This is a genomic window from Streptomyces dryopteridis, from assembly GCF_049606955.1.
In the GTDB taxonomy this organism is placed as follows: domain Bacteria; phylum Actinomycetota; class Actinomycetes; order Streptomycetales; family Streptomycetaceae; genus Streptomyces.
The window spans coordinates 746,084-763,091 of the sequence record NZ_CP187114.1; the positions used below are offsets into that span (position 1 = coordinate 746,084).

The 17,008-nt window shown below is 59.6% G+C and carries 20 protein-coding genes; 17 read left to right on the forward strand and 3 right to left on the reverse strand.

Features of this window, described 5'->3' with window-relative positions:
- Positions 1-377 precede the first annotated feature (377 nt).
- Positions 378-512 carry a hypothetical protein gene (locus ACN20G_RS29810; RefSeq protein WP_424216337.1) on the reverse strand — a complete coding sequence of 45 codons (135 nt, stop codon included), beginning with the start codon at positions 510-512 and terminating at the stop codon, positions 378-380.
- 378 nt (positions 513-890) lie between these two features.
- Between ACN20G_RS29810 and ACN20G_RS29815 the strand changes: the two genes are divergently transcribed.
- Positions 891-1,136 carry an HNH endonuclease gene (locus ACN20G_RS29815; RefSeq protein WP_424217389.1) on the forward strand — a complete coding sequence of 82 codons (246 nt, stop codon included), beginning with the start codon at positions 891-893 and terminating at the stop codon, positions 1,134-1,136.
- A gap of 490 nt (positions 1,137-1,626) precedes the next feature.
- Here the strand turns inward: ACN20G_RS29815 and ACN20G_RS29820 are convergent, their stop codons facing one another.
- A complete protein-coding gene (locus ACN20G_RS29820) occupies positions 1,627-1,917 on the reverse strand; it encodes a hypothetical protein (protein ID WP_424216338.1) in 291 nt (96 codons plus the stop codon).
- Positions 1,918-1,958: 41 nt separating this feature from the next.
- Here ACN20G_RS29820 and ACN20G_RS29825 point away from each other — a divergent pair, with 41 nt between their 5' ends.
- Complete coding sequence (locus tag ACN20G_RS29825) at positions 1,959-2,654, forward strand: hypothetical protein (protein ID WP_424216339.1); 696 nt, start codon at positions 1,959-1,961, stop codon at positions 2,652-2,654.
- Between the two features lie 108 nt (positions 2,655-2,762).
- Here the strand turns inward: ACN20G_RS29825 and ACN20G_RS29830 are convergent, their stop codons facing one another.
- A complete protein-coding gene (locus ACN20G_RS29830; RefSeq protein WP_424216340.1) occupies positions 2,763-2,996 on the reverse strand; it encodes a hypothetical protein in 234 nt (77 codons plus the stop codon).
- An 80-nt stretch (positions 2,997-3,076) separates the two neighbouring features.
- On the opposite strand from ACN20G_RS29830, the gene ACN20G_RS29835 reads away from it, so the two are divergent.
- The 15 genes from ACN20G_RS29835 to ACN20G_RS29905 all read left to right on the forward strand — a co-directional run bounded on the left by ACN20G_RS29835 (position 3,077) and on the right by ACN20G_RS29905 (position 16,962).
- Entirely contained in the window at positions 3,077-4,687 is a 1,611-nt protein-coding gene (locus ACN20G_RS29835) for a terminase (RefSeq protein ID WP_424216341.1), read from the forward strand.
- Positions 4,688-4,722: 35 nt separating this feature from the next.
- Positions 4,723-6,171 (forward strand): phage portal protein, encoded by a 1,449-nt coding sequence (locus tag ACN20G_RS29840; protein ID WP_424216342.1) that lies wholly within the window; start codon positions 4,723-4,725, stop codon positions 6,169-6,171.
- A complete protein-coding gene (locus tag ACN20G_RS29845; RefSeq protein WP_424216343.1) occupies positions 6,119-6,934 on the forward strand; it encodes a hypothetical protein in 816 nt (271 codons plus the stop codon). Before ACN20G_RS29840 ends, ACN20G_RS29845 begins: the two co-directional genes overlap by 53 nt.
- Positions 6,934-7,419, forward strand: coding sequence for a hypothetical protein (locus ACN20G_RS29850; RefSeq protein ID WP_424216344.1), 486 nt, complete (start codon positions 6,934-6,936; stop codon positions 7,417-7,419). Before ACN20G_RS29845 ends, ACN20G_RS29850 begins: the two co-directional genes overlap by 1 nt.
- A gap of 33 nt (positions 7,420-7,452) precedes the next feature.
- Positions 7,453-8,538: a P22 phage major capsid protein family protein gene (locus ACN20G_RS29855; protein ID WP_424216345.1), complete on the forward strand. Its 1,086-nt coding sequence runs from the start codon at positions 7,453-7,455 to the stop codon at positions 8,536-8,538.
- Positions 8,539-8,568: 30 nt separating this feature from the next.
- Positions 8,569-8,985, forward strand: coding sequence for a hypothetical protein (locus ACN20G_RS29860; RefSeq protein ID WP_424216346.1), 417 nt, complete (start codon positions 8,569-8,571; stop codon positions 8,983-8,985).
- Positions 8,986-9,008: 23 nt separating this feature from the next.
- Complete coding sequence (locus ACN20G_RS29865) at positions 9,009-9,326, forward strand: hypothetical protein (RefSeq protein ID WP_424216347.1); 318 nt, start codon at positions 9,009-9,011, stop codon at positions 9,324-9,326.
- Complete coding sequence (locus ACN20G_RS29870; protein ID WP_424216348.1) at positions 9,313-9,609, forward strand: DUF5403 family protein; 297 nt, start codon at positions 9,313-9,315, stop codon at positions 9,607-9,609. The genes ACN20G_RS29865 and ACN20G_RS29870 overlap by 14 nt, the downstream gene beginning before the upstream one ends.
- Positions 9,603-10,022 carry a hypothetical protein gene (locus tag ACN20G_RS29875; protein WP_424216349.1) on the forward strand — a complete coding sequence of 140 codons (420 nt, stop codon included), beginning with the start codon at positions 9,603-9,605 and terminating at the stop codon, positions 10,020-10,022. The genes ACN20G_RS29870 and ACN20G_RS29875 overlap by 7 nt, the downstream gene beginning before the upstream one ends.
- 46 nt (positions 10,023-10,068) lie before the next feature.
- A complete protein-coding gene (locus ACN20G_RS29880) occupies positions 10,069-10,746 on the forward strand; it encodes a hypothetical protein (protein WP_424216350.1) in 678 nt (225 codons plus the stop codon).
- A gap of 115 nt (positions 10,747-10,861) precedes the next feature.
- Positions 10,862-11,194: a hypothetical protein gene (locus tag ACN20G_RS29885; protein ID WP_424216351.1), complete on the forward strand. Its 333-nt coding sequence runs from the start codon at positions 10,862-10,864 to the stop codon at positions 11,192-11,194.
- Positions 11,195-11,693: 499 nt separating this feature from the next.
- Positions 11,694-14,345, forward strand: coding sequence for a hypothetical protein (locus tag ACN20G_RS29890; RefSeq protein ID WP_424216352.1), 2,652 nt, complete (start codon positions 11,694-11,696; stop codon positions 14,343-14,345).
- Between the two features lie 230 nt (positions 14,346-14,575).
- The gene (locus ACN20G_RS29895; protein ID WP_424216353.1) at positions 14,576-15,451 is read left to right on the forward strand and encodes a hypothetical protein; all 876 of its coding nucleotides are present in this window, start codon (positions 14,576-14,578) and stop codon (positions 15,449-15,451) included.
- A gap of 9 nt (positions 15,452-15,460) precedes the next feature.
- Positions 15,461-16,357 carry a hypothetical protein gene (locus ACN20G_RS29900; RefSeq protein ID WP_424216354.1) on the forward strand — a complete coding sequence of 299 codons (897 nt, stop codon included), beginning with the start codon at positions 15,461-15,463 and terminating at the stop codon, positions 16,355-16,357.
- Positions 16,354-16,962: a hypothetical protein gene (locus ACN20G_RS29905; RefSeq protein ID WP_424216355.1), complete on the forward strand. Its 609-nt coding sequence runs from the start codon at positions 16,354-16,356 to the stop codon at positions 16,960-16,962. Before ACN20G_RS29900 ends, ACN20G_RS29905 begins: the two co-directional genes overlap by 4 nt.
- The last annotated feature ends 46 nt before the right edge of the window (positions 16,963-17,008 follow it).

The following is a 17,008-nucleotide window of genomic DNA, read 5'->3' on the forward strand; positions in this document are numbered from 1 at the left end:
ATTGCACAGATTGCACTGCTTAGGCAACTCGATAAGCGCCCCAGGATGCACGAAGGGCCCCCGCTTAAGCGGGGGCCCTTCGGGTGACTCCCCTGGCTTACTCGACACCCTTGCGCTTGCGGGAGGCTCGTACGTTCCGCACGACCAACCACGCAGCGCCCGCGACGCACGGGACCATGACGGCCCAGTGCGCCCACTCGGGCATAGGGATCCGGTCGGTCACGAGCACTACGAGGAGGAGCACCAGCGGCGCCAACCACGGGTTACCACGGTCCATGTTCTACAACCCTGCTTTCTGCTCTGGGGCGATCCTGTAAGATCCGAGGTCCGGGGGACCCGGGGCGATTAGAGCGCCCCGGGCCTCCCATTCTCCGCTGTCAGCTTGCCTGACCCTGGTCATCGTCGTCGTCCTTCTTCCTGGCATCTCGCCAAGCGAGGAACCCCAGTATCAAGGTTCCTCCCGGAATCACGACCTCAGTCAACCAGGCGCGGATTTCCTCAGCGATCTTCACTCAATCGCCTCCCTCTCTGTTGTTGTGCCTCCACTCTAACCCGGGTTGCACTGCTTAGGCAAACTGAGGGACTATGACACACATCACAGCAGCTTAGGGGGTATGAACCCGGGAACGACCATGTATGTACTTAGTGAGGGGGGAGAAAGAGGGGGGAGCACTGAGAGGCTGGGAGCAAAGCGGACAGACTCCCAGACTGACTGACTGCTTACTGATAGAGCCCCCTAAGGGCTCTCAGACAGACTGGCTGGGTAAGGCTCCTTCACCAGTCGCCTTACTAGTAGGGAGCCAGCCTTGACTAACTGGAACTGGTCTACCGGAAGAGACAACCGGAAGAACTTCCTACCGCCTAACTGGGGAAGCCTCAGACGCGCCGTCATGGCGCGAGACAGCTCACTGTGCCAATGGGAGAGAGCCGATACCGGCCTACCGTGCTACCTCACTGCCACGGAGGTAGACCACATCATCCCAGGGTCTAACCACGGCCTCAGCAACCTACAGGCCCTATGCCGCTACCACCACGCACAGAAGACCGCTCAAGAAGCCGCTCAAGCAAGAGCCGCTAAGAGACGGGCTCTGCGTGACAGGGGTCGACAGAACCACCCTGGATACATAAGAGCCTAACACACAAAGAAGCGCTTAAGCGCACAGAGTGCAGCTCACGGAAGACAGGCCCTAAGGCAAGGCCACACGGCGCAGCCCCTATAGAGCCCGTGCCCATGCATAAGCCCCTCATGCACAGTACCCCCACATAGAGGGGGGTGGGTAAGGGCACACATACGCACACACAGAAGCATAGAACACAAAGAAGTGATTGACAAAGCTTAAGCGCAAACAGTTCATGCGTTGAAACAAGCTTTGTGAGAAAGAACAACTCAGAGCTTCTTGTGTGAGAAACAGCACTAAGGGACCCCTAAGGGGTGGGGGGTAACCCCTTAAGCGCGATTCATCCTGATCGATACGTGATAGCAGCTCGGATTGAACCGGGGTTCTGAACATTGGCCGTATCGCCGGGGTAACTCAGGGTGAGGGTTCTTCGTCACGTTCTGCACGGAGAGCGTGCACGACAAAGGCCCCCTTGCGGGGGCCCTGGTCCTGCTCCTGGTGGTCGCGGTTAGCCGTACAGGTGGAGCCGGTAGGACTCCTCGGTTCGGCCGTAGATGACGCCTACCTGCTCCGGGATGGTCAGGGTCTCGTCCTGGTCCACGGGGACCTTCCACGCGCCCAGCTCCTCCACGTAGACCCCGGGACCGGTCGCGGTGAACTTGGCCGTGAAGAAGGGTCCTGCGATCCAGCCTAGGACGCGGTCGCCGGCCCGCAGGCCGTCAGGCCGGGCCTGTCCAAGTCGCCAGTTCTGCCCGGCCCCGAAGGGGGCCCCGTCGTCGTAGATGTCGCTGTTGCTCATGGCGCCGACCGTACCCGTACCCACTGACAGGAGGTGGCCGTATGGCCAAGCGCGGACCCGTGCCGAAGCGCTCGGATGAGGTGATGGGCCACCACAGGACCACGGAGGCCGTGACGAGGACGCCGTCAGCTGCGGCCGTGCCGGTCTCCCAGCCGTCCGCCCAGGGCGAGGACTGGCACCCGATGGCGGAGCGCTTCTACGCGGCGTTCGGGGCCTCTGGGCAGTCGTTCTACTTCGAGCCGTCCGACTGGGCGGTTCTCAAGATCCTCACGGATCACATGTCACAGCTTCTCCGGTCTCCGATGCTTAACGCTGAGCTGTTCTCAGCCGTGCTGGGGCAGGCTGAGGAGATGATGACTACGGAGGCTTCTCGGCGCCGGATGCGCCTTGAGACGCCCGTAGAGAAGCACGCGGCTCCGCCGGTTAACGAGGAGTGGCACCTTAGGGCCCAGACGTTCTACACGGCTCTTGACGAGTCGGGGCAGAGCATCTACTACCAGCCCTCGGACTGGGTGTTCGCTGAGTTCGTCGCGGACTGCTTGTCGAAGCACTATCAGCGGGTCGGGAAGATGTCCGGCCGGGTGTTCTCGATGTTCCGGCAGGCGTTCACGATGTTGCTTGCCACTGAGTCCGCGCGTCGCGCTCTTGACCTTGAGCTGACACAGACGGATACGCGGGACATCGAGGCTGAGGTAGCCGAGTACATGTCGAAGGTTGATGCCGAATTGGGCTGGTGAAACCGAAAGACCACCCCCCAGGCAAGAGGGTGGTCTTCGATAAGGGTCCTCCGGCAAGAGGTCTCTTTAGGAGGTTGCCAGGCTCTCACATCCGGCGACGAAGCCTGATCATCGTTCGGTCTTTCGAACTTCTCGCTTGAGCTTTGCGTATACGGGAGATCGAAGGTCTGTCGGTAGATCGAGACAGGTACCGTCCTCCAGCTTTGTGCCGTCGAGGCGATCCCAGATGTCCGCCCAGTCTTTCCGGCCTTCGTTGTACCACCCTTCCACGATTGACAGACAGGCGTCAATCATTTCTTGTGTCACGTGGCCTTCAATCTGAGGGCTTGTGTAGTCGGTCACGGATAGAACGATACCGGCTCCCACTCATGCTTAGCTCGGGGCTGTCGTCCCTCGCGTTTACCGGAGGGAGTACCGCCCCAGTGGCTATCACCTATGAAGCAGTCCGGACTATGCCGGACTATGTGCCTCCTCGTAACCGAACTCTTGCCCCGGCTATCTTCGCTTGGGCTAAAGAGCACTTCCGGGATGACTGGGAGTACACGGCGGAACAGAAGAAGGTCATAGCTCGCTGGTACGAGATCGATGACGCCGGGGAGTTCCGCTACAACTCCGGGACTATGCGGCGGATGAAGGGTCACGGTAAAGACCCCTTCTGGGCGTCGATCCTCTGGATTGAGCTCCTGGGGCCTTGCCGGTTCGGCGGCTGGGACGAGGACGGCAACCCGATAGCGATCGAGGTTGCAGAACCGTGGGTTCAGGTCTTCTCGACTAGCTCTGACCAGAACACGAACACGATTTCCGCGTTTCAGGGCTTCATGAAGCCTGAGTCTCTGGAGCTGTTCAGTGTGCAGCTTGGAGCCGAGAAGACCTACGCGATTAACGCTAAGGGCACTCGGGCTCGGCTTGAAGCTAAGGCTTCTTCTTACCGTTCTGCGGAGGGTGGCCGGCCGTCGCTAGCCCTCTGTAATGAGACGTGGCACTGGGTTGAGGGTAATCACGGGCATAAGCTCATGGACACGATCCGCGCTAACTGCGCGAAGGTCGGCGGCCGGACAATGCAGATCACTAACGCCCCGGTTCTCGGTGAAGACTCGGTGGCTGAACGGGCCTGGTACGACTACCAGGCGGTTCGTGACGGCAAGATGCAGGACACCGGGATCTACTACGACAGCATCGAGGCCCCGCCGGGTATCGACATGTCGAACCTTGAGCAGCTTACGGCGGCTATCGAGGCAGCCCGCGGTGACTCCTGGTGGGTTAACCCTAAGCGGATCATCCCTGAGATTTGGTCTGCTTCTGTCCCGCTCGACGTGTCCAAGCGCAAGTACTTGAACACGATCACAATGGCTGATGACGCCATCGTCAACCCCGAGGACTGGGCGGCTTGCGAGGCCGGCGCCGGCGAGGAAATCAGGCGCGGAGAGCGCATCATCCTGGGGCTTGACGGTGGCGAAACGGATGACTCGACAGCGATTGTCGCGATGCGCGCGCGAGATCAGTACGTTCAGCTCCTTGCCCTTTGGGAGAAGCCTGACGGACCCCAGGGGAAGAACTGGTCTATCGACCATGAAGAGGTCTCGGACAAGGTGGCTCACATCTTCGCGAACTACAACGTGATCGCGTTCTTCTCTGATGTGGCCCGCTGGGAGACCTACGTTAACAAGTGGTCGGAGACGTACGCCAACAAGCTTGAGATTAAGGCTAACGGTAAGTCTACCGTCGGCTTTGACATGCGTCAGAATCAGCGTGAGATCACGACTGAGCATGAAGCGATGGTTGGCGCTATCGAGAGTCATCGGCTTAAGCATGACGGCAACAGTCGCCTTAAGCGTCATGTTGAGAACGCTCGTAAGCGTTACAACCAGTACGGGATGTCCTTCGGCAAGGAGTCCCGAGAGTCTAAGAAGAAGATTGACGCTTATGCGGCCATGCTTCTGTGCTGCATTGCCCGCCGCCGGTTGGTCGAGGCGGGGAAGTTGAACGGTTCTGTTGTCCGGGCTGCGGCCCTCAGCTCTATTGGCGGTTTTTAGCTTGCCCTAGAGTGCACTGCTTAGGGGTAAGTGTTATGGAAGCTGTCGTCAAGAAGCGTATTGATGCTGCGTTCTCTAGTCTCATTGCGGAACAGGATCGGCTCATACGCATCGACAACTACTGCCGAGGGTTCCATAACCCGCCGTTTCTTCCGAAGAAGTCGAACCCTGAGTACGAGGACTTGGCTAAGCGGTCGATCAACAACCTGATCCCGCTTATCGTGGATGCCCCGGTTAACGCGATGCAGGTTGAGGGCTACGTCCGGGGCAAGGAGACCAAGGAACTACCCACTGAGTGGGAAGACTGGACGGTTAACCGGCTCAACGAGCGTCAATCTCACATTCACCGTGCGGCGCTTGAGACTGGGCACTCCTTCGTCACAGTACTGCCGGACAAAAAGGATGCTAAGAAGCCGGTGGTTCGGGGTTATCACCCGTTGCGGTTCGTGGCGCACTACGAGGACCCGGCCTTTGATGAGTTCCCGCTCTACGCGCTCTACCTTGAGCACCCGAACCGCCCTCTGTCGGACTCGGACCCTCTTACGGGGTTCTTCGTGGATGAGACGCACGTCTACGACGTGAGCCTTACGTCTAAGGCTACGGTCGTCTCTAAGGGCCGGGCTCACGGCATGGGGCTTTGCCCTGTGGTCCGCTTCTCGACACAGCTTGACCTTCTCGGTAGGTCTATGGGGCTGGTAGAGCCGATCCTTGGCACTCAGGATCGGATCAATCAGGTTCAGCTGTCACAGCTCGTGTCGCAGCACATGACGAGCTTTGCTATCCGCTGGGCTACTGGTCTCGCGCCTGTTCCCCTTCTCGACTTCAACGGCAACGAGCAGTACGACGAAAGCGGCGCGCTTAAGGTTATCCCGCCGGTTATCGACCCGTCCACGATGTTGGTTAGCCCGGACCCGAACACTAAGTTCGGTTCTATCCCGGGGTCCGCTACGACGGATATGCAAGACAGCATTGAGCAGGCTATCCGGCACATGTGCATGGTGACGCAGACTCCTCCTACGTACCTTCTCGGTACGCAGATGGCGAACCTTAGCGCGGACGCTATGGCCAGTGCGGAAGTCGCGTTCATGCGGCGGGTTAGTGAGTTTCAGTCGAACTTCGGTGAAGCGTGGGCTTCCATGTTCCGTCTTTGCGCACTGATTCGCGGAGACAAGCCGGGGTTCGAGGATACGGACTCTATCGTCATGTGGTCGGACAGGGGTAACCGTTCTCTTGCTCAAGCTGCGGACGCCGGCCTCAAGCTGACTCAGATGGGCATTCCGCCGGAGATCGTTCTCCGTAAGATGCCCGGCTTCTCCGAGACTGACATTGAAGAAGCTGTGAAGCTCATGAAGGAGCAGCAGGAGAAGGAAGCTCAGGTCGCTAAGGACTTGGCCGATCAGCAGATGGCCATGAAGGTGAAGGGGGCTGAGAATGGCGACAAGGCCCCGGTCAGCAACGCAGCAGCTAAGAAACCTGCAAAGTAAGATTCGCGCTGAGTCGGTCAGGTTCCACGCCGCGCAAGAGGAACTAGCTCGTGAGGCTGAGAAGGCCGTTCACGACCTGTTTGCGGGGGCGCCGGCTTCGGACCTGGCCGATGATGAGGCGGGTTGGTTTGAGCGCTTTCTAGCGGTCATCCTGCCGTTCCGGCGCCGGTCCCGTGAACTGGCCCGGGACTACTACTCACGGCTCAGGTACCTACAGGGGCTCGACACGGGGTTCGCAATCCCGGAGCCGTCCGCCTGGGCGGAGCGGAACGCCGTCGCCAACGGGTACTTCTCCCAGGGCCCTGGGGGTGTGCTGCGGGAGCTGCGGAAGGGCGAGGCCGGGAAGGCCCGCGTGGATCTCACGGACCCCGAGTTCGTGGCCAAGCTCGATGAGGCCATGGCGGCGGCTGTGCGGGCCCAGGAGCGCGCGACGGTCAAGCAGGTCCAGGACGCGGGGCGAGACGCTGTCGCGGACGCCGTGGAGCGCGATAAGGATGCGATCGGCTTCTACATTCAGATCAACTCTCCAAGTCCTTGTGCTTACTGCATCATGCTCGCTTCCCGAGGAGTCTCGTACAAGAGTCGCCGAACGGCTAGGGCCGCGTTCCACGACAACTGTTTCTGTCAGCCGGTGCCTGTGTTCACTCGGGGCATTGACGGTGACGAGTGGACTGAGAAGGCTAAACAGCTTTACAAGAACACGGAGACCCGCACGTCTAAGGGCGGCAAGAAGTACACGGCCTTCAAGAAGGGACAAGAGTGATGGCTGAGACTTACGACAAGAAGAATTCCGAGACCCCTGAGGTTGAGGAGAAGCCGAAGGAGAAGGCTCCTACCCCTGCGGAGGTATTCACTCCGGAGGTTGTGGCGGAGAAGACTCCTGAGGTTAAGGAGCCGGCCAAGAAGGCGGCTCCTGACACTGCGGCTGAGCTTGAGACTATGCGGGCTCAGATTGCGGAGCTGTCGGCGGCTAAGAAGGCGTCCGACAAGGAGAAGGCCGATATGGAACGTCAGCTTACCGCTAACACGGTGGCTGATCGCTACGGCCTGTCTTCTGACGCGCGCGAGTTCCTTACCGGGAACACGGAAGACGCTCTAGAGGAGTCGGCTAAGAAGCTTGCCGCTCTGGTCTCGTCTGCGCCTGTTATCGGGAAGGGCGGTCTTACGCCGGGTGGTTCTCAGGAGCGTTCGCTTAACGACCTGTCCCCGGCGGAGCTTGCGGCCCGCATTCCGAAGACCTATTTCTAAACGCTCAAACTGCACTGCTTAGGAGACTAGCTTATGGCTACCATTACCGCCACTCACGGCATTAACACTCAGGAGATTCTTGCTAAGCAGGCTCTTGGTCTGCTTGAGGACGAGCTGATCCTTGGCGCTTTTGTCGCCAAGTCTGCCGGTGCTGAGTTCAACGGCGCCAAGGATGACACCGTTAACGTGCGGCGCCCGAGCAAGCTCGCAGCTCGTGAGCTTGATTGGCGTCTCGGTGAGCAGTCGAACCCGGAGACTGCCGAGAAGAACCGTCAGATCATCACTGATGTTCTCAATGAGTCCAAGATGCCGGTTCGCCTGAACAAGCACCTGTACTCGGCGGTTGACCTTACCGACGAACAGCTCACGCTCAACATTGACGACTTTGGTGGTCAGGTTACCGCCCCGCAGACTCGCGCCGTTGCTGAGCGCATTGAGATGCACCTGCATTCGCTTATGCAGGAGGCCGCGGCCCCCCTCGGCTATAAGGCTGAGCTAACGGAAGCCGGCCTGCGGAAGGCTGTTCTTGACGCGCGCGCGAAGCTGAACAAGTACGGCGTTCCGACTCAGAGCCGCATTCTTCTTGTCGGCTCCGCCGTCGAAGCCGCTCTGCTCAACTCTCCGGTGCTTACCCGCGTGGACGAGGCCGGCACTTCGGCCGCGCTGCGTGAGGCCACCATCGGCCGCTACTTCGGCTTCACCGTGGTTGTCTCCCAGCTCATTGACGAGAAGCGAGTGATTGCGCTCCACCCGTCCGCGTTCATCTTCGTTAGCCGTTCCCCGATGACTCCTCCCTCGGTGAAGTCTGGCGCTTCTCTCGCCTCGAACGGCGCGGCGGTCCGATCGATCCGTGACTACAACTCCAACACCCTTAGTGATCGTCAGGTTCTTTCGACCTTCGCCGGGTTCTCTGCGGTCATGGAACCGATCTTCTACACGGACGGGGAGATGAAGAAGGAGTACCACCCGATCACGAACAACAACCCGATCGTTACCCGCAAGCCGGGTGAGTGGCACGAGGACAAGGCCAAGCGGTCCGGCTACATGCGTCGAGCGATCCAGTTCGACGCCGAGGAACCCCAGGAGGAGGCCCAGGCGTCCCCTAAGGCTCGTCGCTAACTCAAGTTGCACTGCTTAGGAGGTTCTTTCATGTGTCTTCTTGAAGACCTCTACTCCCGTCTCGGTAAGCCCGCTCCTACTGATGAAGAAGAGCGGGCACAGGCTTGGGGTGCGATCTACGACGCGCTTGCGGTCGTGTCCACCTACGGCAAGACGGGTTGGTTCTCGAACCCTGGCAGTCTGCCCCCTGGCGTCAAGGCCGTACTCCTGGCCGTCGCCGAACGCAAGGTGCGCAATCCCGAGGGCTACGTCTCCGAGACGGCCGGTGAGTACAGCTACCGGCGTCCGGAGCAGTCCGCGTTGGGCCTGGGGCTCACGGCCGGGGAGATCGCTCTCATTGAGAAGGCGATGGGTGTTCGGGGCCTTAGAAGCGTGCAGCTCGAAAGCGCGGTTCGGATCACGCACACTCCGACGTTCCACAGGCTCTACCGAACCGGCAGGTGGTAGGGGTGCTGTTGGATAACGCACCTGTGTCCGTGCTGGTCTATCCGCTGTCCATGCAGGACGACGGCTATGGGGGTCTCGCTCCTAAGGCGAGTGGGGCCCCCGTCGCGGTCAGGGCTTTCGTACAGCCCATGGAAAGCGGTGAGGTATCGGCGGGTGACGCTTCCCCGATCCGCTACAAGCTGTTCATGAACGCCGTGGCCGGCCTTCGGAAGTGGTCTCGCGTCGACATCGATGGAGAGCCGTTCTACGCGGTCTATCCGCCCCGCTGGCACAGGGGCAGTCCTGCTACTGAGTTCGTCTCTGCGATTGTCGAGGGGGCTGAGGTCTATGGCTTGGACTAGGCCGAAGCTTGATGAAGAAGTCGCTTCCATGTCGGTCGTCAACCACGCGGTTAAGCGCGAGGCCAACGGGACTCTTTCTCGCGTCCGCTCTATCGCGGCCCCTCACTCCAAGTCGGGTGAGCTGTTGGCGAGTATCAAGATGAAGCGGGCCAACGATAAGGACTACGTTGTTTACACGACGGACCCCAACGCTTTGTCGAAGAACTACGGGCACTTCACGGAGGACGGCTCTAAGTGGGTTGAGGGCATCCATTTCATTGAGCGGGGGATCAACGGATGGTGATTCTTCCCGACTCTGAGTTCATCGTCATCAAGGCCCTACAGGGGTATCACCCTGAAACGTTCTTCCGCATCCCGGCGGATCTGCACAAGCGGATAGCGCGGGGGGAGACCGTTCTTGCGGTCTACAAGACGGGCGGTAAGGCCCCGGCTACCGAGTTCTTGGACAACGGCATGTTCACGGTTCAGACATTCTCCGCGAGCCGTCGTGAGGCTTCTCGGGTTGCTCGGCACGTTCGCGCTTGGCTCCGTGAGCTGTGCCGGAATCAGACGCTCATCGAGGGCGAAGGCTTCCTAGCGCACTTCCGTGAGCTGTCGGGGCCGATGCCGGTCACGAACGATGAGCTGTCCTCTAATCAGCCGGAGCTCTTCCGGTTTGTCGCTACGTACATGGTCTCAACTAAGCCAGTGCGATAGCTCTTTCTTTTTTCACCCAAATTGCACTGCTTAGGAGGTTAGCTCTATGGCTGACGAGACTAATGAGGTTAACAGTCAGGCTCTTGCGGCCGGCACCGGTTACGTGTTCATCGGCATCCCTGAGACTCAGTATGAGGAAGAGGGCGTCACTAAGACCCGCCCGGGCACTCAGGCCCCGAAGCATGAGGATATTGAGCCTTGGGTTCCGGGCGGCATTCCGGCGTCTGTCACTGCGTTCGAGGACGAGCACGGTAACAAGTGGAAGAACATCGGTAACACATCCCTTGAGAATGGCATTGAGCTTGCCAACGAGGGTGACGACCCCGAGGTTCTTGGCAGCTGGCAGAACCCGTCGATCAAGACGACTACCCCGGCCAAGCAGTTCTCTCTGACGATCGCTTGTCACGACTTCACCGACCAGACGTTCCGGCTGTACTACGGCTCCAAGGACGGCGCCGACGCTAACGGCGACTTCCTCATCCCGATGGTGCCTCAGCCTCAGAACCACAGCCTTCTCATTCTCGCCGTGGACGCTGACGAGTATCTGACCTTCTACTACCCGAAGGTTACGTTCATCGGGTCCGACTCGGTGACCCTTGATCCTGGTGCCCTCTCCGAGGTTCCCGTTAAGGGCAACATCCTGGGCTCTGAGGACATCAGCGGCATGGGCAAGATCGGCCGGAAGCGCAAGCTTCCCTCTAAGCCGCCCACCCCCAAGCTCTAAATTGCACTGCTTAGGTAGTCTTTCTTTGCTCCCCGGCCGGGTCGTTAGTTGTCCCTTCCTCCCCGGCCGGGGCTTCTCCTTTGGAAGGGACTTAGCCACAGAAGGGACTTTCATCATGGCTACTCTGAATTTCTTTGACCTTAAGGACTCTGCGGAGAAGGACGCCTCCGAAGGCGTCTTCATTGAGGGCCCGGAGGGCGTCAAGGTTCACCTTCGCCCGATCATGGTTCTCCCGAAGAAGGACCTTAAGGCGGTGTTCGCTCACATCGAGGCCGTGCAGTCTAAGAAGGTCTCTGAACTCAACCGCATTGATGCGATGGACAACGCGCTTATCGCTGCGGCGGACCACAAGAAGGACCTTGCCGATATGCTGGAAAAGCTCCCCCTTGGGTCCCGAGTCGAGATCTTCGAATCGTGGATGGATGGTGCTGAGGGCCCGGAAGCCTAAGCCTCTACAAGGCTCTTGACGAGTATGGCGGGGAGCTACACGCGGACTTCCTGAGGTTCTATGACATAGACCTTAGGGGCCTGTTCACGGGCTCCCTTACGCCTAGGCTTGTCCTTAGCCTTGTGGGGCATCTTCCGCTTGACTCAGCCACGGTTGCGGCTTTCCGGGGCGGCCCGGAGTACCTGGGCTGGGACTTGAATACGTACATGCTGGCAGACCTCATTGACCTCTCGCAGTGGGGTAACTACATAAGCACGGCCGTAGCGGCCGGTAAGAAGTCGGCTAAGGTCAAGAAGCCTAAGCCGTATCCCCGTCCGGGGGTTAGCGCCAAGAACGAGGTCAACGCTTTCGCGGCGGCTTTCGCTACCTCGTCTTCGGACTCTCGCGCTGTCGCGAAGCTTCCGGATTCAGTGCTTAACAGATCAGGGAAGGGGCCCGCGCCTTCGGGCCCCGATGAGGCTGTGCCCCCTCCGTTCATTGTTCGATAGGAGGTAGGGTTATGGCTTCTCCTGGTGGTGGTGAAGCGGGGCGGCTTCATATCAAGATCCTTCCGGATACCGATGGTTTCCGGACCCGGTTGCAGACGGTATTGGATCAGATTGAAGAAGCCGCCAAGCTGGCGATTAAGGTGACGGCCGATGTCTCGGAGCTTGAGGAGAAGATCGCTCTAGCCACTCGGGACCGCCGAGTCACGGTTGACGTTGACGGCAATACCGACCCGGCTGAACGGGACATCGACAGGACTACACGTCGGCGTCGCCGGATGATGATTGACGTTGAGCTGCGTCGTGCGACGGCCGTGAATCGGTTCTTGCGCGAGGTCACCCGGCGACAACAGGTCAAGGTAGACGCGGACACCGGCGCGGCTGAACTCAAGATTAAGGCCCTTACTCGTCGTCGCAGGGTCAACATTCAAGCGCGTGTTGACCGGGGCTTCTTGGGCAATGTGGCCCGCGCCATGGACGGCGTGAAGAACATGTTCGTCGGCTTCGGCAAGGCCATCAGCGGCGCCGTGCGGGGCGGGATGGCAGGGGTCCAAGAGGGCCTAGACCTGGGAGCTAACGGCTTCTCAAAGCTCACTCAAGGCGTTACGGGGTTCATAGGGAACATCGGCGTCATGGGGCCGCTCGTCGTCGCTGCGATCGGGATGCTGATCGGCGTTCTCGGCGCGGCCGTCGCGATGGTGTCCGTTCTGGCCGGCGCTTGGATCGGCCTTATCGGCGTGATGGTGGCGCCCCTGGCACCCATCGCGGCGGGTGCAGCGCTCATCGCGTTCAGCGAGAAGCTTGAGAAGACGAAGGAAAAGGCAGTTGACACCTTCATCAAGATCCGCGAAACCTTCGCCTCTGCTTTGTCGGACTCGAATCTAATCCCCGCGATTGAAGATGCACTGCTTAGGATTGGCGAATGGGCGGTTGAGTCAAAGGGTAAGCTTGAAGACTTCTTCAATGCGGGCTCTAAGTTCGTAGACCCGATGATCCGAAGCTTTACCGGCTTCATAGATAACTTTATCGACCCGTTGACCTCCGCTCTTGATAACCTAGCCGCTAACGGCTTCGCCGAAAGCATGGTTACCGGGATGGAAGACCTAGGTACTGTGCTGGGTGAGTTCTTCGAAGACTTGTCCGAGCACGGCGCTGCCTTTGGTGAGGTCTTCGAGGCTTTGGCTCCTATGCTTGACCCGATCGTTGACGGCTTCGCTGACTTCGCCGGGGCTATGGCTGAGATCGCGCCTGATCTGATGGTTGAGTTGGGTCATGCTCTAGGCCGGATCTTCACGACTGGTGCGGATCACAAGGACGACATTGAAGAGATGGCTTACGCCTTCATCGACATGTTGAACGCCGTAATTGACCTTCTGCCCTACATCACTCAGTTTGTGACTGTTCTTGCGGGCATGACTGCGGCCTTTCTACAGGCCAACTCTCGTGCTCTTGAGCTTAGCGAAGGCATCATCGATTGGGCCACAGGGACAGCTCTCCCGGCCGTCAAGGAGTTCTTTGGGTTCACCGAAGAGAAGACCGAAGAGACGGTTACAGCGCTTGACGATCTCGGCTCTATGACGTCTTCTATCGCGTCCGGCATCGCTGCTCAAATCTCGACTATGGCTAACAATGTGGCCACTGAGCACGAGCAGATGAAGAACGGTGTACTGACTGACTGGACCACTATCGGTGAGTATACGGACGAGATCAACAACGGTATTGGCACGGCAGCTGAGAACGCGCAGATCCGTGTAGACGCAGCTGCGGCCGCTGCTAACCTCTCGTGGTCTACGTATATGGAAGCCATGAAGACTGAGGGCGCTACCGTCTTTGAGACCCTTGAGCTTGGGGCTACGTCTATGGCGGACAACATGCGCTTGCAGGCGGAGCGCATGGCGGCTGAGGCCACTACCGGGGCCAATACGGCTAAGGACGGTATCAACGGCGCCTTGAACGGGGCCGCTGAGAACTCCAAGAGCGCCTATGACTCGATGTCTGATAAGAGCCGTCAGACGTGGGACGAGATCGTTCAACAGGCGTCTAAGGGCTCGACGGACATGAACGTCACGAGTACTAAGGCTTGGGAGGGCCTGGGTCAGCAGGCGGCTCAAGTTCTTCGCGACATCAACACAGCGATTAGTGACCACTCGAAGACAGCGACGACTGAACTTGGCGCTGTGCCCATGAAGGGCGGCGAGGAGTGGGACAAGTTCCCAGGCAAGGTCGAGTCCGCTATGTCGACTGCTAGGGATCATGTAGAGACGGCGTGCGACGCCATGAAGACGGCCCTTAACTCGGTGACCTCTCAGACGTGGACGATCAACGTTGAGGTCAACACGACGAAGGTCGTGTCCGAGATCAACCGGGTTGCTTCTGAGGCTAAGGCACAGCGCATGTTGGCCCCTGAGGGGCCTGGGCTGTACGCGGCGTACTCGGCTGTTCCCGGTGCCGTGCGGGCCTTCACGGACGCCGTGACGAATCTGCGGGCCGGTAAGGGTCGGGGGTTCTCCTCCGGGGCCGGCATGGCCGACGCGTTGAACGCGCCGAAGAACTACGGGGCTGACGCTAAGGCGCAGACGGTTCAGAACGTGACCGTTAACGCGAACACGGACGCTAATCCGTTTGACATTGGTCGTGAGGTTGCTTGGGCGATAAGGGGTATGTGATGCGCGTTTCTACACGGGTGCCGGACGGCACGATACCGGCTGCTTGGACTCTCATGTCTAAGACTCGGCGGGGAAGCTTCTGCTTTGGCGGAGTATTCCCCGTCGCCCCTGTAGAGGTAGTGGGCCTTACCTCTGCGCCTGAACTCTTCACCAACTATCAGAGGCTTATCACCCGTGATGGCATGTGGAAGGGCACTCAGTATCTCGGCGGACGGTCTATCACGCTAAGCATGAACATCCTCGCTTCCGGGGATGAGGACATCAACAACGTGATCAATGAACTCAACTGGGCTTTCCCTATCGGTTACGGTCTGGATCAGGAAGAGATCGAACTGCACTTCACGATTCCGGGTGTCGCTAACGGCGGCGCGGCTTGGATTAAGGGCATGGTACAGAAGCGTGACATCAAGCTTGATGAGGCTTACGCTCAACGTGGTGCAGCCCGGATTGACATTGAGCTGTACTGTCACAATCCGACGATGAACGGGTACGGCAAAGCTACAGCCCGCATGGATACTGCGGCCGGCTACACGGCTGGTGGCGCTAAGGCTCCGTTCGTGTTCAAGGAGCGTGAGGGGCTGCACCTGCCGTCGAACTACTCTGCCGGTAAGGAGCTGCTTACCCGCATCACGAACAACGCTAAGGATCGAGACGACAAGGCTTGTCCGATCGGCCCTGACTGGGAAGCCTCGATTAACGGTCCTGTTGCTAACCCGACGTTGAACCGCCGGAACTACTTCAATGACCTGTGGTCGATTGAGCTTGCCGAGGACGTGACCGTTCTTACCGGTCAGTCCCTCGTGTTCCGGCCGGATGCGGCTAAGTACCCGGAGGGCGTGTGCACTCCTGAGGCTAAGCCTACCTACTCAGGGAAGATCAGCCTTGAGGTCAACGGGGTGCCGATTAAGCAGGACATCAAACATCGGACGGTCGCCTTCGGCCAGGAGGACAGGACCGGCGGGGCCTGGGGGCATGTCGGAACTCTCCGCAAGGCGGAAGAGATCGCAACTACCGAGTACTGGTCAATCCTGCCCGGCAAGAGTGACACCCCGATTAACGGCAATGCTCACGGGTTTGTGACGTGGTACGGCGGACAGTTCATCTAAGGAGTTTCAATGAAGCACGTCAACTTTGTTAACGGTAAGGAGTATCCGGCTCGGACGTTCCGCCGTTGGTTCAGTGATCAGCAGGACGCGGCTAAGGGCTTCGGCTCTGAGGACGCGTTTAAGGTGTCGATCGTTAGCGGCTCTGCTTACAAGATCGAGCCGGGCACTGCGTTCGCGCCGGACACCCCGGGTGAGAACGAGAAGGTCCCCGGCCTCTATCAGATCGTCTCTGACGAGCCGGTGTCGTCTACCTTCACCCTGGCGACTGAGTTCCTTTGGCTCCTCCCGATCGACTTCGCGGAGTACCCGAACGAGGGCACCCCGGAGCATCCGGAGCCCTTCGAGATCCTGTCCACGGAGACTGAGGCAGCCCCGTCCCCGCGGGCTCTTCTCCTGTGCGTCCACAGGGACGGCACGGTGACGGACCGCCGCTTCACCGGCACTCAGTTCGTGGTTGGCCGGTCTGGTCCTGGCCGGCGTGGAGCCCCTGGCGTCGAGGTACCCACGGAGGCCCTGGCGCACTTCTCCACGGGCACGCAGTACACGGACCTGGCCACGGCCTTCCGGTACGTGAAGACCGTTGACGGCCTGTGGGTTCGAGACCAGGGCGAGAAGGGCCCCCAGGGCCCACGGGGCTCTCAGGGGCCTCAGGGGTCACGCGGGGAAGCTGGTCCGGCCGGACAGCTGGGGGACCTGACGACGGGCTACGAACACAACGCCCTGTTCGTCAAGGACGTTGAGGTTCGGGGCTCGCTCAGGGTGGCGCCCCTGGGCTCCATCGCTGACGAGATCGCAGCTCTCAACGCTAAGGACGTTGAACAGGACGGGGCCCTTAAGGTCCGAGCCCGTACATGGTTCACGGACTCGCCTCAGGCCAAGGACGGCGATTTCCTGGTGGCGACGTGAAGGTCTATCGCGGCGGGAAGCCGCTTGACGTTAAGACCCTCATGGTTCGTAGGGGCGGTAAGTGGGTCAAGCCCAGTGAGGTGAAGGTCCGAGAGGCCGGCGCTTGGCGCAAGGTTTGGCCTATGCGCTCCCTCGGTATCGCCCAGCCTAAGGCCGGTTCTTTGGCACCCCACGACAAGGATAAGGCTAGCCTGATCTCGTGGCGGTTCTCGACACTTGACGGCCTCGAAGCCGTCGACAAGGTAGAGAGTCATTCCGGCCGGACTGTGCCTAGCTCTGCGGTCATCATCCCGAAGACTGGCGACTACCGGGTTACGTATCAGGCTGAGGTTCGACGTCCGAACATCAATCAGCTTGTCTATGTTCGTAGCCGGTTGAGCACTAAGGCGGGTGGTAAGGAAACGACCGTTTGGCCCTCTACCGGCTCATGGTCGGAGACCTCGACTCGTAACGAGTATCAGATGTCCAACCCTTGTGTGCTTGAGAAGGTCCGTCTTACTGAGGGGTCTGAGCTGTACCCGCTGATTCAGGGCTACTGGGCTAGCGGCGGTTCTCAGGCCCTTACGGGTGGAGGCCATTTCACCATTGAACTGATAGAGAAGTAGAGGGAGGGCCCGGCTTGTGTCGGGCCCTTCTCCTTTGCGCGGAATT

Coding starts and splice junctions, on each gene's coding strand:
- ACN20G_RS29895 (WP_424216353.1), top strand. CDS start 14,576: ATGAACATCCTCGCTTCCGGGGATGAGGACATCAACAACGTGATCAAT.
- ACN20G_RS29820 (WP_424216338.1), bottom strand. CDS start 1,917: ATGAGCAACAGCGACATCTACGACGACGGGGCCCCCTTCGGGGCCGGG.
- ACN20G_RS29875 (WP_424216349.1), top strand. CDS start 9,603: ATGGTGATTCTTCCCGACTCTGAGTTCATCGTCATCAAGGCCCTACAG.
- ACN20G_RS29815 (WP_424217389.1), top strand. CDS start 891: ATGGCGCGAGACAGCTCACTGTGCCAATGGGAGAGAGCCGATACCGGC.
- ACN20G_RS29885 (WP_424216351.1), top strand. CDS start 10,862: ATGGCTACTCTGAATTTCTTTGACCTTAAGGACTCTGCGGAGAAGGAC.
- ACN20G_RS29840 (WP_424216342.1), top strand. CDS start 4,723: ATGGAAGCTGTCGTCAAGAAGCGTATTGATGCTGCGTTCTCTAGTCTC.
- ACN20G_RS29870 (WP_424216348.1), top strand. CDS start 9,313: ATGGCTTGGACTAGGCCGAAGCTTGATGAAGAAGTCGCTTCCATGTCG.
- ACN20G_RS29855 (WP_424216345.1), top strand. CDS start 7,453: ATGGCTACCATTACCGCCACTCACGGCATTAACACTCAGGAGATTCTT.
- ACN20G_RS29890 (WP_424216352.1), top strand. CDS start 11,694: ATGGCTTCTCCTGGTGGTGGTGAAGCGGGGCGGCTTCATATCAAGATC.
- ACN20G_RS29860 (WP_424216346.1), top strand. CDS start 8,569: ATGTGTCTTCTTGAAGACCTCTACTCCCGTCTCGGTAAGCCCGCTCCT.
- ACN20G_RS29880 (WP_424216350.1), top strand. CDS start 10,069: ATGGCTGACGAGACTAATGAGGTTAACAGTCAGGCTCTTGCGGCCGGC.
- ACN20G_RS29850 (WP_424216344.1), top strand. CDS start 6,934: ATGGCTGAGACTTACGACAAGAAGAATTCCGAGACCCCTGAGGTTGAG.
- ACN20G_RS29845 (WP_424216343.1), top strand. CDS start 6,119: ATGGCGACAAGGCCCCGGTCAGCAACGCAGCAGCTAAGAAACCTGCAA.
- ACN20G_RS29900 (WP_424216354.1), top strand. CDS start 15,461: ATGAAGCACGTCAACTTTGTTAACGGTAAGGAGTATCCGGCTCGGACG.
- ACN20G_RS29825 (WP_424216339.1), top strand. CDS start 1,959: ATGGCCAAGCGCGGACCCGTGCCGAAGCGCTCGGATGAGGTGATGGGC.